The sequence below is a fragment of the Actinoallomurus purpureus genome, from assembly GCF_024055795.1.
Classification (GTDB): Bacteria; Actinomycetota; Actinomycetes; order Streptosporangiales; family Streptosporangiaceae; genus Actinoallomurus; species Actinoallomurus purpureus.
In genome coordinates this window covers 79453-96686 of the sequence record NZ_JAMXMY010000015.1, presented here as the reverse complement: position 1 = coordinate 96686, position 17234 = coordinate 79453, and the positions used below count along the sequence as shown (strand labels likewise).

The 17234-nt window shown below is 69.4% G+C and carries 1 protein-coding gene (running past one end of the window); it reads left to right on the top strand.

Annotated elements, in window-relative coordinates; genetic code table 11:
- Nucleotides 1-17234, top strand: partial view of a WXG100-like domain-containing protein gene (locus NE236_RS26210; RefSeq protein WP_252844803.1) — the 3' portion only. 33136 nt of this gene lie to the left of the window's left edge; only the last 17234 of its 50370 coding nucleotides appear in the window; the start codon falls outside the window, past its left edge; it ends in the stop codon at nucleotides 17232-17234.

The window sequence follows — 17234 nt, the reverse complement described above, 5'->3', positions numbered from 1 at the left end:
GGTCGACCTCCTGGAGCGGGGGAGTGTCGACCGCGCCCATCGCGTCATTCGTCGGCATTCCCTTTCTCCCCGGGGGTTCGGTGAACGCCGGGAGCGAACGGAGCCATGGCCTCGCGGAAACGTCGATCAGCGTGGGACGGCGGACGACCCCGACGGGAGATGCCGTCTGGTTCATCCACACGGGCGCCCGCCTGAGGGCGACGGTCGGTCCGTACAAGGCTGCCGCCGAGGCCGCGCCGCCGGTGCGTTCGGAGCCGCTGGACGTGAAGGTGGGCTTCCCCGACTCGCACGTCCCGCAGGTGCCCGCGGACCATGGGCTGCCGGTGCCGCAGCGGGAGCGAGAAATCACCCTTCATGGGGAGAAACCGGACGACGTCTTGTGGACGTATGTCTCCCTGGAGGCGATCGACGGTCTGGAGCGTCTCTGGGGGAAGCTGGAGACGTTCCTGCTTGAGCGGCTCGGCGCGGACGTCATCGCTCGCAGTGGCGAGACGATGCGGCAGATCCGGCTGTTCCTGAGCGAACGCCACCAGCTGCGTCTGTACACCCACCACACGGGTCTCGGTCATCCCTCGCAGGAGTTCACGTTCGAGGGGATCGACGGACCGATTGGTCTGGTCCTGAAGAGCGAACTCGAGTCGGTGCACCGTCTGCAAGGCGCGGATATCGACATGACCACGTGGATGCAGCAACGCTCCATCGAGGTGAACAGCCTCTACGGGAACACGGGGAGGAGTTCGGCAGGCGGGTTGACGATACCTTTCGGCCCGTCGTTCATCGTGGGGGGCAATGCCAAGGGCAACGCCGGTGGCGGCTCCTCGCGGAGCCTGGGAGTGGACCGGGGGGTCATGCTGTGGCAGAAGCTCCTGACGGAAGGGCCCACCGTCGCCTACGAGCTGGGCCAACGGTTCACGCTTGAGCTGGTTTCCGACCTGTCGATAGTGAACGACGCTCCCCCGTTCCAGGAGTCGGGGACCGAGTACGGGCGGGTGGCGAGGGAAGACGTTCCGGCGTTTGAAACGGAGCTCGAAGGCACCGGCTCCCCGCGGCCGGGTCTCGTCGCACCCGACCACCCCGCCGCGGAGCAGCAGGAGGCCGCGGAGCAGGGCACGCCCCTCTACCACCCGCATCTCCATGAGAACCGCGGTGCCGGCCCCGGCTACGTCATGCTGGACGGAAAGTCCGCTCGTGAGATCGCAGAGGCGGTGATGGGTCTCAGCAAGGAAGCGATCAAGCAACGCGGCCTTCCCCCGTTGACTCCCATGCAGGGGCACGAGCTGCACCGGCAGATCGTGGTCGATTTCGGGTGGGACGGTGCCAACACCCAGAGTCGCCGGGTGCTGAGGTCTCGGGGATTCCGGCGCAAGCTGCAATTGCCGAATGGCCACAGCGTGACGATCAAGCTCACCGGCCGCCGTAGCGAAACGCTGTCCACCGGCATCCGCCGCGACCGTAAGGTGGAGGTGCTCCGGGGCACGATGATCGCGTCCCCCACCGCGCAATCGCTGACGGGAGCGATGAATCTCGGTGCCTCCGCATCCGCCGGGTTTGATCTAGACGAGGCTACCGGCGGTGTACTCGATGCCATTGGTCTTAAATTCAAATATAATTATGGACGCCAACACATCGACCAACTGGGCAGCTCGTCCCTGAGCGTGGGTGGCGGGTTTCCGACCATCGATGGCCCGAGCCGATGGTACAAGCGTGGGGTCGACCTTAAAATCACGGCGACTCTCGATGCGATAACCGTTTCCCGCGATATCGAGAATGCGGCGATCACCTCCTGGTTGCCTGAACAGTTGCTGCTCCCCAGGGTCGCCGCCAGTGTCGGCGACGAGGCGAGCGGAGTCCGCGTCAGCCACGACCGCAGGGAATTCCGGGTACCGAGGGAGGAAAGAGAGCGTCTGCAGCCGGACGACCGATTGCTCGGCCTGGCGGTCTCGGATGAACTCGATGACGAACTGTCATCGATGCTGCTGGACACCAAAGTCTTCCCTGCCGACCGTCTGGAGACGGTGCTCGACTGGGTCATCGACGACGGCCGTCTACTCGGCCTCATATCGCACAGCGTCAACGGCCGCTATACCGAGACCGTATCGTGGCGTTTCAACGGCCAGCCTCTCGTATTGCGCCTGACGCTCGAGACCCAGATCTCGAATACCCAGAACCCCAATCATGTAAGAAGCGGGATGCTTGATTTCTGGGAGCAGACGCCCGCGCTGCAGTATGGGCCGCAGAAAAAAGGCGCGCACTCGCTGAGCTTGGGAATCAACGCGGGCATCAAAAAGCATTTCGGTGCCAGCGCGGGTCGGTCCTTCGGTTCCGGACGGGCGCGGAGCGAAGCCCAATATGACAGGGCGACCTCGGGTAAGATTAGTTTGGTCGCGCCTGCGAATCACGGTCATCTGTTCAGGCATGTCATCGTCACTCTTGAGGTCGAGTACCAGCGTAAAGGGTCGTATGGCCTTTCGGCGAAAATGCGGGACGTTCGCCGCATCAAGATGACGGACGCGCTCGAACTCCTGCGGTGGGTGTCAAACTCCGCATCGGGGCGGCTCGGTCCTCAGTCCGTCGACCCTCGATGGCTGCGGATGTTCGGACGTACGCAGTCGTTCGCCTTCTCCGATGACGGAACACGGGCCGACAATTCCCAACAGAACCCACTCGTGGGCGCGGTGATCGACCTATTTCGCGCTAATGAGCCGGCGGTGTTGGCGCGGGCGGGGAATGAACCCCTCTCTGAGCTTCCGCTGTCGGTGGAGGGTCGCTTTACGAAGCCGATGAGCGAGTTGCTGAGCCCCAAAACTCTGCTCAGCTTGGAATCAAGGCTGATGAGCACCGGGCTACGACTGATTCCGGTGGGAATCGACTCTGCTTACTATGTGTTCATCAAAGGCGCACAGCAAGATGACTTCCACTATGACGAAGCGCGCGACGAGCTATCGGGCGGGCGGTACACCAACCCCTTCCACTGGAGCATCGAGTCGTCCGGTGGCTCCTCTTCGAGGGGCTTCTGGTTCGATATCCTGGGCATAACTCCCGGTGGGCTCGGGGTCAGCGATGTCGACCCCGAAGTCGGCTACTCCCGAAGTCGTACGCGTGGCGGCTCCGCTGCGCGCACCGGGGGGCCCAGCAAATTCGACCTCGTCGTCTTCAACGGCGGGTCCCAGCTGTACAAAGGGAAATTCAGGCTCGAAGTATCGCTCCGGCGGGTAGTCCAGGTCCCCTGGTTCATCAACAACCTTCTCCTGGGACTGCCCGGCCGCGTCATGGCGGCTGTTCACGGCGTCGGCACCGGCAAGACGGCCGATACCCGTCAGGTCGAGGCGGAGCAACGGGTCGCGGTCTCTAACCAGCTGTTCGGCCCGTCCGGCGCCATGACCACGGAGATCGCCCAAGACCGCAGGGTCGTCAAGGTGCCGCCCTTCGACCCGGCGCTCCGGCCGGTCCCCGTCGACGACCAAGGCCACGCATTGCGGCCGTTCGCCGTCACCCCACAGATGATGGGGGAAAGCGACGTCGTCCTCGTCAATGTCGACGACCTCGCCGTCGGCGAGCTGTACCAACGCTTCCTCGAGGAGTTGAGGGAGCAGGGCGGTAGCTGGCTGGGGCTCCGGTTCAGCGGGCCAGAGCTGCTGGCCGAATGGGGCACCGAATCAGCGGAAGCGCTGAGTGATATCTTCTCCTCCGACTTCCTCAAGGCATTTTTCGATTCCACGTTGGACGGATACGAGCCCCCGCCGGTCGCGCGGCCTGGTGGCCCCGTGACCGACACCCACGGCCGCATTACCATGAAGACGATTCCAGTCGAGGCCGAGGCCGTACAATGGATAGATAGCTCGCACGAGTTCGAGCGAAACCTCCGGGCGCGGCATGCCAACAGTTCCACCGTGACCGTTTCCAGCGGGCCATCGGGAGACGTGACCGAGTCGGCGCTGACCTCCCCGAACCAGTCAGGCGGCCGAACCAAGTCGCATTCGGTCGGAATCACCGCGACGAGCACCGGCCTGGTGGGCGGCGGAACATTCCTGCAACGTCCCGACCACCGCTACCTCCTCGCCAAATCACATCTGATCAGCCACATCACGGTGGAGTCGGTCGAAGAGCGCGGCGGCACGATCAGCTACGGACGCCAGAAAAAGCATTTCTATTTCCTCGTCCGGGATGTTGCGACGTTCCTGGTTCACCCGGATCGGCTGGCAGCAGATGAGAACCTGCGGAACTCCCTGAACCTGGCGAAGATCACCGAATCGTTGCCGAAGGAGCCCCGACCGGACGTCGACGCCTCCGGCCGTGAAACCGTGCTCGAAAAGCGGCGTGCGGTGGCCGAGGAGGAGCGCTCCCCGTGGACGCTCGCCGACCCGCCGCCGCTGGACCCGTACGTCGGGGTGCCCCGGGACCTGGTGGAGTACGCCCGCGGTGGCTCCACCACGGTGGACGGGGCACGGCTCGCCGAGGCATTCGTCGGCTGGGGCGACGGCACCGAGGCGCCACCCGACGAGATCGTGGCGGGCATCTTGCTGCGCTGGTACGCCGAGGGCGGCCCGACGCTGAACGACGCGTGGCTCGCGGAGAACCTCGCCGCCTGGCGCGACGGTGGACGGGACCGGGCGCTCACCGGTGACGTCGTGGCGGGGGCCCTGCTGCGCTGGACCGCGGAGGTGCCCGACCTCGGGGCGACGCCTCAGGCCGACCGCGACGGCCTGGCCGCGGCCCTGTCGAGTCGGCACGCCCAGGGTGTGGCGCCGATCCGCGACGAGGAGCTCCGCCACCGGTTCAACGCGACCTTCGGCCGTAAACTGCCGAGACCTTCGGTCCCCATCGAGGACGTGGAGCTTCCCGAGTACCTCACCCGGGAGGACCGGGGAGGACGCTTCCTGGGGACGAGCGGCATCGAGAGCTTCGAGCACCAGAACGGCAAGTCGACGTACCAGCTGGTCAAGGAGCAGGTCGACAAGGTCGCACCGGGGCTGCTCGCCTCCGGGGTGGAGATCTGGAATCAGGACCGCAAGGTCATCGGGCGGATGCAGGGCGGGGTCGACGCCCTGCAGGGCCTGCTCGCCAAGGGCCGGGACCAGACGATGCTGAACGAGTTCCTGGCCGAGGGCGGGTACACGTTCTACCTGACGAACCCGGTGGGCTGGTTGCTGTCGGACGTCGTCGAGGTCAACATCCCCAGCGCTCTGATCTCCGACCCGCGGGTCCGGGAGTTCCTGCCGAACACCGGGCTGGAGGTCTACGGCTACGGCGGCACCGGGACGTCCACCAGTACCTCCCGGGACGGGTCGCAGGCCCTCACCTTCGCCAAGCTCAGCGCGAGCGGCGTGCAGAAGCCCACCGCGGGCGGCGCGGGGGATCTGAAGGTCGCCGACGGCCACCACCGGAGCACCACCCGCTCCGACACCCACACCAGGGAGCAGACCGAGTACGCCGGCTATGACGGCCACTGGCTCGTCGAGTTCGACGTCGAGACCTCAGTGAACGTGCGGCGCCTGGACCCGACGCACCGGCCGCTGAACAACCGGCTCAACCACATGTTCGACGGCCTGACGCGGCACAGCGCCGAGAGCAGCGTGACGGTCGTGGGCTCCCTGGTGATCGAGGTGACCCGCGCGCTCGCCGAGGCCGGCCGGACGTACGGCCCGTATCCGCTGCCGGACCTGGCCCCGCTGCCCAAGCTGCCGGGCGACTCCCTCATCACCGGCCTGGTCTTCGAGGACACGTCGCGAATCGCGCGCTCGCTGCTCGAGCGGACGTTCCCGCCGGGCCTGGTCGACCGGTTGCTCAGCCCGCAGGCCACCCACGCGACCGACGACCCGCACAAGCGGCCCGTCCTGTCCCTGCCGGTGTGGATGTCCCGCATGCACCTCGGCAACCACCTGTGGGAGGCGACCGGAGGCGACACGTACGCGCTGCCGGGAGGCGTCTTCGAGCCGGGCGACTCCCACCGGCGGGCGGACATCGAGCTGCGGGGCGACTTCTTCGACCTGCAGGTGATCGGGAAGATCAAGGGCAGCGGCGTCGGCCGCTACAACAAGTTCCAGAGCGGCACGGCCGTGGGCGCCGGTACGGACCACGGGCGGGTGACGGCCGACGCCGACCTGTCGGGGAGCGGGGCGCTCGGGGACTCCACGTCACCCCATTCCTGGTCGGGCGACACACCCGCGGGGCGCGCCACCGCCTTCGGCGACGGCACCGCCGGCAACGTCAACAAGCGCGACGAACAGCACGGCAAGGCGAAGGGCACGGACAAGGGGCCGCTGTACCTCGTCCGGCTGCGGTTCCGCGGCAGGCTGGTCGCCGAACGCTTCACGCACCACCTGTTCCGCGACGAGACGCCGACGGGCCGCTTCGAGAGCGACCCGATCACCGGCGAGGCGTACGCCAAGCTGTACCAGGACCAGATCGACGGCCTGCTCCGGCACGCGGAGGAGCTCAGGAGGGCCGCCAAGCCCCGGCTGAAGCCCTGGCCCGCAACGGACGGGGCGCCGCGGATGGACCTGGTCCCGCTCCTGGAGGACGCGGCTCAGGCCCGTCTCGACCCGATACGGATGTACCGGGAGGTCGCCCGCCGGATCCGCGCCCAGGCCGGGGCCGAGCGGCCGGTCGTGCTGACGGCCGACCAGACCGCGCTCGCCGCACGAAGCCACGACGTGGTGCTGCGCTGGGCGGTGCGCACGATGCGAGCCGACCTGACGGCGATCCGGGAGACCTCCCCGGACTTCGAGACGCCCGCCGCGCTGCGACGGTACGAGCTGCTCCCGGCCGCCCACGGCTCCGCCGAGGCCATCGACGCGGCGACGGCAGACATTGTCAACGCGGTCAACGAGCTGCACGCGCTCCGGCCGGACAACCCGACCGGCCGGCTCGCGCCTCTGCCACGGGAGGCGGTGGCCTGGGACCTGGACCCGGTCGCCGTCGGCCGCGACGTGGCGCACACACTGAACGCGCACGTGCGGGTGGACGTCACCGGCCCGGACGGGCGCGTACACCAGACCTGGGTCGACCCCGACGGCGGCGTCTTCACGTTCGACCCGGCCCGCGCCCGCCGGGAGATCGGCGGCGCGCTGTGGTTCTTCGACCCGGTCTCGTCGAGGAACCGCTACTTCACGGCGGCGATCGCGCAGCGGGACGGTCTCCTGTCGGACGCCGGGCGCGCGGAGGTCGACGCCTACGGTCTCGGCTACACCGACCTGGGCCGGCTGTACCTGACCGCCCAGGCACGCCGGCAGACGTTCGAGCAGGCCGTCGCCGAGGAGCTCACGACCAGACGGGAGCGGTTGGCCGCCGGCCACGCCGACCTGCCGGGACTGCTCATGCGCGCCGCCCGGACCCGCGCCTCCTGGAAGGAGACGGCCGAGGGGCTCCGGCGACGGCTGGACGAGGACTGGCTGGACGGGTCCGTCGAGTTGTCCGAGCGGACACACCAGGCGGAGTCGAACGAGGAGAGCGCCGCGGAGATCCTGCGGACGCTGAGGACGGCGGCCGAGGACGGTTCCGGGACTCCGGACCTCGCCGAAGACGACGTGCGCGGCATCGCCGGTGTGCTCGACCGGATGGCCGTGGAGCGGCTCTCCGAGCCGGTGCCGCGGGGCCTCGGAGCGCAGGACCGGACCACGGAGCCGCAGTCGACGGGAACGAGGACACCGCCGAGCCCGGTCGTGGCCTCCGTCGACGTGGTCGCGAGGGCGCTGGAGCTGCGGCTGGTCCGGGTGCTGCCGCCGTACGACGGATCGGCGCTGGACTGCGTGCCGCGGCTCGAGATCGTGCGGCGGGAGTTCTACCGGGCTCCGGCGGCGCCGCGTGACGACTCTGCGGTCGGCGCCGCGCGTCCGGAGGAGGCGCTGGCCAGAGCCCTGGGCGGGGACTGGCGCCCCGTCAGCGACTCCGAAGCGGAGATCCTCACGCCGCTGACGGCGCTGGGAGACGGGGCGATGGCGTTCGTCCTGACGTCCGCGCCGTCCGCCCCGTCGGGTCCGGGGCACGCGTTCGTGTACCGCAACGAAGGCGGGATCCTGTTCCTGCTGGAGACCCAGGCGAGGCCGGGGGCGCGGGTCCGTCCCGTCGACGACCTCCCGGAGTTGCCGGCGGGCGACCTGCGGGTGATCGTGGTGGATCCCCGTGGTCGCGAGGTGGCGCCGGACGCGCTGCCGAAGGCGCCGAACTCCCTCGACACCGTGACGCTCGCGTCGAGCGACCGGAGCTACGGGGAGCAGGGCCAGGAGTACGAGATCGGCTTCGTCGTGCATGTGCACGGCGACGAGGACCTCCTGGACGACGACGATCTTCTCGTCTGGAACGACGCGACCGGCGTGAAGGTCACGCACGACAACGGAGAGGTGTACCTCGCCGGCGGTCGTTCCTTCGAGACGCGCGAGGCGGCCGAGGCGTCGAGGCTCGGGGGTGTCGTCCAGAGCGGATCCCGGTTCATCGCCGGCGGCCGCTACTTCGCGTCGCGGCGGGCGGCGGAGGCATCGAGGCTGGGCGACGTGACTTGGGCGACCGTCATGATCACCGAGATCGTCACCGATCATCGCTACGCCCCGGCGGTGGTCGACGCCGGTGTCCGCGACGTCAAGAGACGGCTCATGAGAGCGGTGAGGCTCCGGAACGGTGAAGGCGGCCCAGGCTTCCGCGGTTCGTCGCTGCGGGAACTGTTCGGGGACGACCCCGCCTACCGCTACGGGCCGAGCGCCCGCCGGGTCAGCGTCCTTCGGCCGCCCGGGTTCACCGGTACGGTGTACGCCCATCTCACCGAGGACGTCCCGACGACGTTCCTGCCGAGCTTCCTCTCGGGGACCCGGCAGTTCGCGTCGGCCGGCGACATCAAGGTCTATTTCCGGGAGGGAGCGCGGTTCGGCGACGGCGTGACGCGACGTTACCTGAGCGAACGGCTGAGGCGGAGCGTCGGCCGGTTCGCCGTTCCGGCGATGGAGCACGTTCCGGGCACCGCGGAGGTACGGGCGGCCACGACGTTCCTGAACACGCACGCGTTCGCGGCCGCCCACGCATTCGTCGCCGGCCGTCACCAACCGAAGAAGCTTCTGCACGGGGCCTCCCGGGACGCGTTCGCCGCGATCCGCGAATCGCTGGGCGCCGACGTCCGCGGTTTCCTCACCGCCCATCGCGACCGGATTCGGGCCGTGCTGGTCGAGGACATCGAAGGACGGCTCGCTCACGCGATCAGCAGCTACGAGCGACGCGAGCGCGCGGCCGGGCGGCGACCGCTCAGAGTGCTCGACTACCCGCTGTGGAGCGACTACAACGCCCTGGGCGACTACGTCGACAACCTGCTCCTGCCGCGAGAACAGCTGCGGACCTACGTCGACCAGGACGACGCGATCGGTGTCCGGACCAACTTCCACGCACTCGGCTCCCCCGACACGGTCCGGGTCGAGATGCGCGACATCGGCCCGCAGGACCAGAGCCTCGACGCGGCGCAGCGCACGGCCAGACGGATCGCGGCCTTCTCACGCCGTCTCGACGCGATGGCCGATCGGGTCGCCCGCAACAACGCGACCGCCGAGGGCCGGCGGTACAACGCGGGATTGACGCAGGCGGTGCTCGAGCTGAGCGAGTACCGGTCGGCCCGCGATGACCTCGTCACCGACGTTCGCGACTTCCTGGACGCGGTGGCGCGGCACGCTCCGGACACGGTCCGTGCCCCGATCTTCCGGGGCGATGTGACGAGCAATCTGCAGGCCGACGCCGTCATCGCACTGCACCACCTGATGATCTATCGCGACGCGACCACCGCCCTGGAGCTACGAGGCGCCGTCGGGGCGATCCGGTGGGCACTCGACCCGCGACAGGACGCGGTACGGTCCCGGCGCGGTCCTGAGGCGGAGCTCCTCCGGCGCGCCGACGGACTGATCAGGGACCTGCGCGCGTACGCGCATCTCCGGTTCCCACGTCCGCAGTACGTCAATGACGCGGGGACCGCCGTCGCCGGCGGCGAGTTCCGCACCGCGGGCAAGTCCGTGCCGGGCGCGCCGACCGGCCGGCCGCGGTGGCGCGAGCTGGTCTCGTCGGAGGGGCGGGACGCCGGGCGCGCGTTCTTCGACGACGCCGACTGGGCTCCGCGGTCGCCGTTCTACGGCGATCTGCGGACCGCGAAGTTCGTCTCCTGGTCAGGGGTGCCGGGTCGTGAGGTCGGCGCGCCGGTGGAGGTGCCCCTCGGCGACCGGGCCGCGGTCTCCTCGCTGGCGTGGCACGGCCGGCAGGTGCCGGATACGGCGGGTGCGGTCAGAGCCACGGCTCGGGAGACCGTCGGGCGGGGTTTCCGGACGCTGCTGCTGTTGGGGTGCAACGACGCGACAGCGCCGCCGTCCCTCGAGATGGGACGGGTGGCGCGCGACTTCGGCCTGACGGTCGTCGAGGGGACAGGCCGGGTCGCGCCGACGCCGGGTGTGATCAATCTGCTGCCGGACGCCGCGGGCCGGGCCACGCTGGTACGCGTCCGCCGGCCGGACGGGCGCGTCGACCACTACGGCGAGGGCCTCTCCCACCGGACGGGCGTGGAGCAGACCCGGGCCCGGGCCGAGAGGCTGGAGGACCGGGTGGCGTCGGTCCTGCCGGAATGGAACGGGAAGGCCCGGGACTGCGTGCCCCGGCTGGAGGCGGTCCGGCGGGCGCACTACGGCGGTTCGGCGGTGGTCCGGGACGACTCGACGGTCGGCTCGAGGCGCCCGGAGGAGGAACTGGCGGCGGCGCTCGGCGGTGACTGGCGCCCGCTGGGCGGCCGTCCGGAGGACCTCGTTCCCACGGTGGACGTGCTGGGTCCGGGCGCGATGGCGTTCCTGCTGGTGTCGTCGCCGAACGGTCCGGGCCATGGCTTCGCGTTGCGGAACGAGGGCGGGTCCCTCTTCTGGGTGGAGACGCAGGCCGGGTCCGGGGCGCGGGTTCGTGCTGTGGGTGGGGGCACGCCGGTGACGACGGGTGGTGATGTGCGGGTGATCGTGGCGGATCCGGCCGGTCGGGCGGTGCCGTTGGGCATGCCGTCGCAGGGAGGTGACCTGGTCGACGCGCTGCGTCTCGCACGGACCGACAGCACATACGGCGTGCATGGAAGAGATGATGAGCTGTCCTGGATCGCAGGGGAGTTCGGTGTCCAGGTGGACTCCGACGCCGCGGTGGCCGCGGTCAGGGAGAGTAACCGGCGAGCCAGCGCAACGACCCTCGCGAGGGTCCGGGTGCGTCGGTGGGCGCCGGAGGAGTTGAGCGCGCTACCTGCCGCCTTCAACCACTACGCGCCGATTCTCGGTCATCGGCGGGAATGGTCGAGCCGTGCCGGGATATACCAGGAGGTCACTCATATCGGCGCCGTTTCCTTCGGCATCGATGGAGAAACTCGTGGGATCAAATATGATGCGCGTGCGGAGTGCATCAGGTCTCATCAAACGGTGAGCCTTTATGCCCCGATTCTTCTTCGGCAGAACTCCGGACTTGGTGACCGGGACATCGAAGGCACCATCGTCCATGAACTGGCGCACGGTCTCCTCGGATACGTCCTGCCCGAGTTCACCGAGGCGTTCGGAAGCTGGGGGCCGGATGGACGGCCGAGACTGCCCGATGGCGTTGAACCGGCCTACAAGAACGCCAAGACCGCAGCCGAGGACCTCGAGGCCTCGATCAAGGCGTCGTTGCTGGTGCCGGACGTGATCGCCGCCGAATCGCCGATGCACGCCGCGGCCGTCGGGGCGTTCAGGCAGCGGTATCCGAGGCTGTTCGAGCGCAGGCCCGATGAGCTCGCGCGGCCGGCCGCTAAGCGCATTGCCCAGGAGCTGAAAAGGCATTTGCCCGAGTTCGCCAATATGGTGGGCAGTTGGACCGAGGAGGGTTGGCCGAACTTCGCCGGTGAACGGCCCATCACCCGCTATGGCGCGACCAACGCGCACGAGGATTTGTCCGAAACGGCAAAATACTATTTCCTGGAGCCCGCGACCCTGCGGGCGTACGCGCCGCAACGCGCCGCCTTCTTCGACCGGCTGGTCGCCGAATGGGGCGGTCCAGCGCCCGAGGAGGCCTACGAGTCGGAGGGGCCGTGGGCGATTGAATCGGAGTTCGTCAACGGCGTGCCGGGTGGGCTGGTCGGTCGGCCGCGGTGGCGTGAGGTTGTTTCGTCGGAGGGGCGGGATGTCGGGCGCGCGTTCTTCGATGATGGCGATTGGGGGCGGCGGGCGCCGTTTTATGGGGATTTGCAGCGTGCGGAGTTCGTCTCGTGGTCGGGGTTGCCGGGCCGTGAGGTGAGTGCGCCGGTTGAGGTTCCGATCGGTGATCGGGCCGGGGTTTCTCTGCTGGGCTGGCATGGTCGGCAGGCGCCGGCGGCCGGTGAGGTGCGGGGGAGGGTGCGCGAGGTCGCCGGGCGGGGTTTCTCGACGTTGTTGTTGCTGGCGTGTAATGACGAGGCTGCGCCTGTGTCTTCGGTGGGGTTGGGGCGGGTGGCTCGGCTTTTTGGTCTGTCGGTGGTTGAGGGGACCGGTCGGGTCATGCCGAGGCGGGGTCGGATCAATTTGTTGCCGGGTGCCGGGGGGCGGGCGACGTTGGTTCGGGTGCGGCGTCCGGATGGGCGTGTTGAGCATTACGGTGCTGCGGTCGGTGGGCTTTTTGACTGGTCGGTGGCGGAGCTGGTCCGGGTTCGGGCGCAGAGGCTGGAGGACCGGGTGGCGTCGGTCCTGCCGGAATGGAACGGGAAGGCCCGGGACTGCGTGCCCCGGCTGGAGGCGGTCCGGCGGGCGCACTACGGCGGTTCGGCGGTGGTCCGGGACGACTCGACGGTCGGCTCGAGGCGCCCGGAGGAGGAACTGGCGGCGGCGCTCGGCGGTGACTGGCGCCCGCTGGGCGGCCGTCCGGAGGACCTCGTTCCCACGGTGGACGTGCTGGGTCCGGGCGCGATGGCGTTCCTGCTGGTGTCGTCGCCGAACGGTCCGGGCCATGGCTTCGCGTTGCGGAACGAGGGCGGGTCCCTCTTCTGGGTGGAGACGCAGGCCAGAGCCGGGGCGCGGGTTCGCCCCGTCGGCGGGGACGCACCGGTGACGGGCGGCGACGTACGGGTGATCGTCACGGACGCGACCGGCCGGGCGGTGCCGCTGGGCATGCCGTCAGAGGGACCCGACCTGGTCGATGCCCTCCGCCTCGCGCCGGCCGACGGCACCTACGGGAACCAGGGACGCGAGCACGAGTACAAGGTCGTCGTGGTGCTGCACGGCGACGGCTGGGACGGTCCCGCCCTGCCCGTTCTCCTCCGCAACAGAACCACCGGCGTGGTGATGACGATCGACACCGGACACATGGTTCTCGCCGGCGGTCGTTACTTCGATACGAGGGAAGAGGCGGAGGCATGGAGCCCGGGTAACGTCATCCGAAGGAAGTCGCGGTTCCTCGCCGGCGGTCGTTACTTCCGATCGAAGGAGGCGGCGAGGGCCTCGGGGCTGGCGAACGTCACCGAGGTGAGCGTCCACAGGGCCGAGATCGTCACGAACCACCGGTACGACCCGGCCGTGGTCGAGGCCGGAGTGCGTGACGTCCTGGGCCGGCTGAGCAGTGCGGTGCGGTTCCGCGACGGTGAGGCGGGCCCCGGCTTCCGCGGTACTCCGCTGCGGGAGTTGTTCGAGGACGATCCCGACTATGAGTTCGGGCCGAAGGTGACCGACAACGTCACGATCTTCGTGCCGCCCGGATTCGATGGCACCGTCTACACGCAGTTCACCCACGACGTCCCGGTGGCGTTCACGACGCACTTCCTCCTGCGCACCGTGAGGTTCTCGTTGCGCGGGGAGGTCAAGGATCACTTCCACGCCGGGCTGCGGTTCGCCGGGGATCTGACGCGGGATTACCTGAGTGAACGGCTGGGGCGGCGCGTCGGCCGGTTCGCCGTGCCCGCGGCGGAGTACGTGCCGGGCGTGGCGGAGCTACGGTCGGCGACGACGCTTCTGCACACCCATGCGTTCGCCGTGGCCCACACCCGGGTTCAAGAGCGTGGGAATCTGCCGAAGAAGCTGTTGCACGGTGTCCTGCGCGACTCGTTCGGCGCCATCCGTAGATCACTGCGGCAGGACGTCCGGGAGTTCCTGACGCACAATCGCGACCCCATCAGGGAGGCGCTGGTCCAGGACTTCACGAAACGCCTCGCGAAGGACATCCGACGGGAGTGGCGGCGTCACCCCGAGTGGAGGTGGCTGCGCCGGCCGCTCGAATATCTGGTGCCCATGGGTGACAAGACGCTGGGCGACTACGCCGACACTCTGCTCCTGCCCGAGGAACTGCTCCGTGTCTCCGTCAACCAGAATGAGGCGCTGACCGTCCGGAGGAACTTCGATGAACTGGGCCCTGACGATCAGGTCCGGTTGGAGTTGCGCAATTTCGGCCACACGTGGGTGACCCTCGACGAGTCGAACACCAGGGCTGCGGTGTTCGCCGCGATCGAACAGCGGATCCGTGCGATGGCCGAGCGGGTGGCCCGTAACAACGCCACTCCCGAGGGACGGCGGCACAACCGGGCGTTGATGGACGCGGTGCTCCAGGTGAGCGAGTACCGGCCGTTCGGTCACGACCTCGCCATCGACGTCCGCGACTTCCTGGACTCGGTGGCGCGGCGTGCTCCGGACGTGGTCCGGGATCCGATCTTCCGCGGCGATACGACCAGCAACCTGCAGGCCGACGCCGTCATCGCGCTGAGCGACTTCATCCGCTTCCCCGGCTGGTCCACCGCCAGGGCCCTACGGCACGCCATCGAGGCGATCGAGGGGGAACTCGCCGGCCGCCTGGATCTGATCGGCTCGAACCGGCGTCAGGCCCGCCTTCTTCGGGACGCGCACGCGCTGATCAGCGTGCTGCGCAGCACCGAGCCCCGCTGGTACCCGGGCCCGGGCTACGTCAACGACGCGGGGACCGCCGTGGCCGGGGCCGTCCCGCGCGCGCTCATAGGCGGGCCGAAGTGGCGTGCGGTCGTCTCGTCGGAGGGGCGGGACGTCGGCAGCGCGTTCTTCGACGACGCGGATTGGGGTCTCCGGGCGCCGTTCTACGGGGACGTGCCGAGCGCGGAGTTCGTCTCGTGGTCGGGGTCGCCGGGCCGTGAGGTGAGTGCGCCGGTCGAGGTCCCGCTCGGCGATCGGGCCGGGGTGTCCCTGCTGGCCTGGCACGGCCGGCAGGTGCCGGATGCGGCCGGTGTGGTCAGGGCGAGGGCCCGCGACATCGTCGAGCGGGGCTTCACGACGCTGTTGCTGCTGCCGTGCAACGACGCGACCGCGCCGCCGTCGGCCGATCTGCACGCGGTGAGCCGGGACCTCGGCCTGACGATCGTGGAGGGGACCGGTCGGGTCGCGCCGACGCCGGGTCGGATCAACCTGCTGCCGGACGCCGCCGGCCGGGCCACACTCGTACGGCTCTACCGCGCTGACGGAGGCGTCGACCACTACGGCCCCGCGCCGGAGGCCACCGGTCGCGGGAGCGGTCCGATTCCAGAGACGCCGCGTCGCGTGGTCCCGTCGCAGACCGGTGATGGCCTGGTGGAACTGGCGGTCCGGCCGGAGGAGGGGGAGACGTTCGCCCGTGCGCTGGAGCGGGCACTCGACGGCGGCGCGCCGCCGCCGCCGGTCCGGGACGAGCCGGGCACCGACGGCCCGCCGGCCGGCGGGCCGTACGAGCGGCTGGTCGCGACGTTGACGGAGGAGGAGCTGCCCGCCTCCGCGCCGGTCATCGACGAGGCCGAGCAGGTTCCGATCGATGTCCTGGACCGCGTCGGTGTCCCGTTGAAGACCGAGGACCGGACGCGGGCGATCCTGCAGGGCGGCCGGCTCACTGTGTCCTCCCTGAACGGTCTCGACCGCGTGCGACGGTTCCGCCTGGCGATGGAGACCATGCCGGCGACCCCGCAGACGCGGGCGGCGATGACGGCGGCGCTGGAGGCCGCCGCCCGGCACATGGGCCTACGCCTCGTCACCGACGCGATCGCGGCCGGAGAGGCCGGCCGGGCGGCCGTGGCCCCTGGCGCGGTCACGTTCGCCGAGCCGATGGACAAGAGGCCGCAGTGGCGTTGGCCGGTCTCGTCGGAGGAGCGGGACGCCGGAAACGTGTTCTTCGACGACGTCGACCGGGCGCGACGGGCGCCGGTCCACGGGGATTCGCGGAGCGCGGAGCTCGATTCGTGGGCGGGGTCGCCGGGCCGTGAGGTGAGTGCGCCGGTCAAGGTGCCGCTCGGCGACCGAACCGGAGTGCGGATGACGGCCTGGCACGGCCGGTGGCTGCCGGACGCGGTGGGCCGGCCGGACTACCCGAGCAGGGAACTGTGGAACGCGCCGGGCGACTCCCGTCAGCCGGCGGCCCTGCGCAGCCCCGATCTGGTGGGCCTGGTGGACTTCCCCGAGCTTCCCTTCACCCAGGAGAACGTGGGGTGGGGGACGCCCCTCCAGGGGGCCGATGGGAGGCCTGTCCCGCTGTTCGGCAGGGGGCCCGCCCGAGAACAGGCCCAACAGGGCGGGCTCGGCGACTGCTTCCTGATGAGCATGCTCGGCGCCGTCGCGGGGCACCGCCCGGACCTCATCCAGAACGCGATACGAGAGACCGGTGACGGAAACTACGAAGTGGTCCTCCACACTACGGCGCTGTCGGATGACCAGCCGTTGGCCTACCCGACCGGACCGCGCATCAGACTCACCGTCACTCCCCACCTTCCGGTCGTCGCCGAGCACCCGAGCAGGGCCGCGTTCGCCCAAGTGCGCGGTGCGGCGTGGCCGGCGATTCTGGAGAAGACGTTCGCTGGAATGGACGACGCGTTGGACCCGGATACGGATTCGGATTCGTTCGGGGGCGGGGCCGGCGGATACGCGCGCTACAACCGACGCGGGTCCTTGTTCGACGTGGCCGAGGCGCTCACCCGGCTGACCGGGATTCCGGCGATGGGCCATGCCTTCCCCGAATCCTCCAGGCGCTCACTGCAGAGCGCCGACCGGCGGCTCATTGATCGGTTCCGTGAGCTCCTCAGCGCGAGAAAGCCGATCTTCGTGGCCCCGGAGCTCTTGCCGCCCGGCAGCCCGCCATTCCCTAAGGGCATCATCGACGGTCACACGTATGAGGTCGTCCAGGTTGATTCGAGGGGGATGATCCGCTTGCGTAACCCATGGAACGCGATGCATCCCGATCCCCTCACCGCCAAGGAGCTGAAGACCTATTTCCAGCCCGTTTACGTCACCTTCGCGGATTCGGCCGGATCCGGCTCGCGGTCCCGGACGAGATGA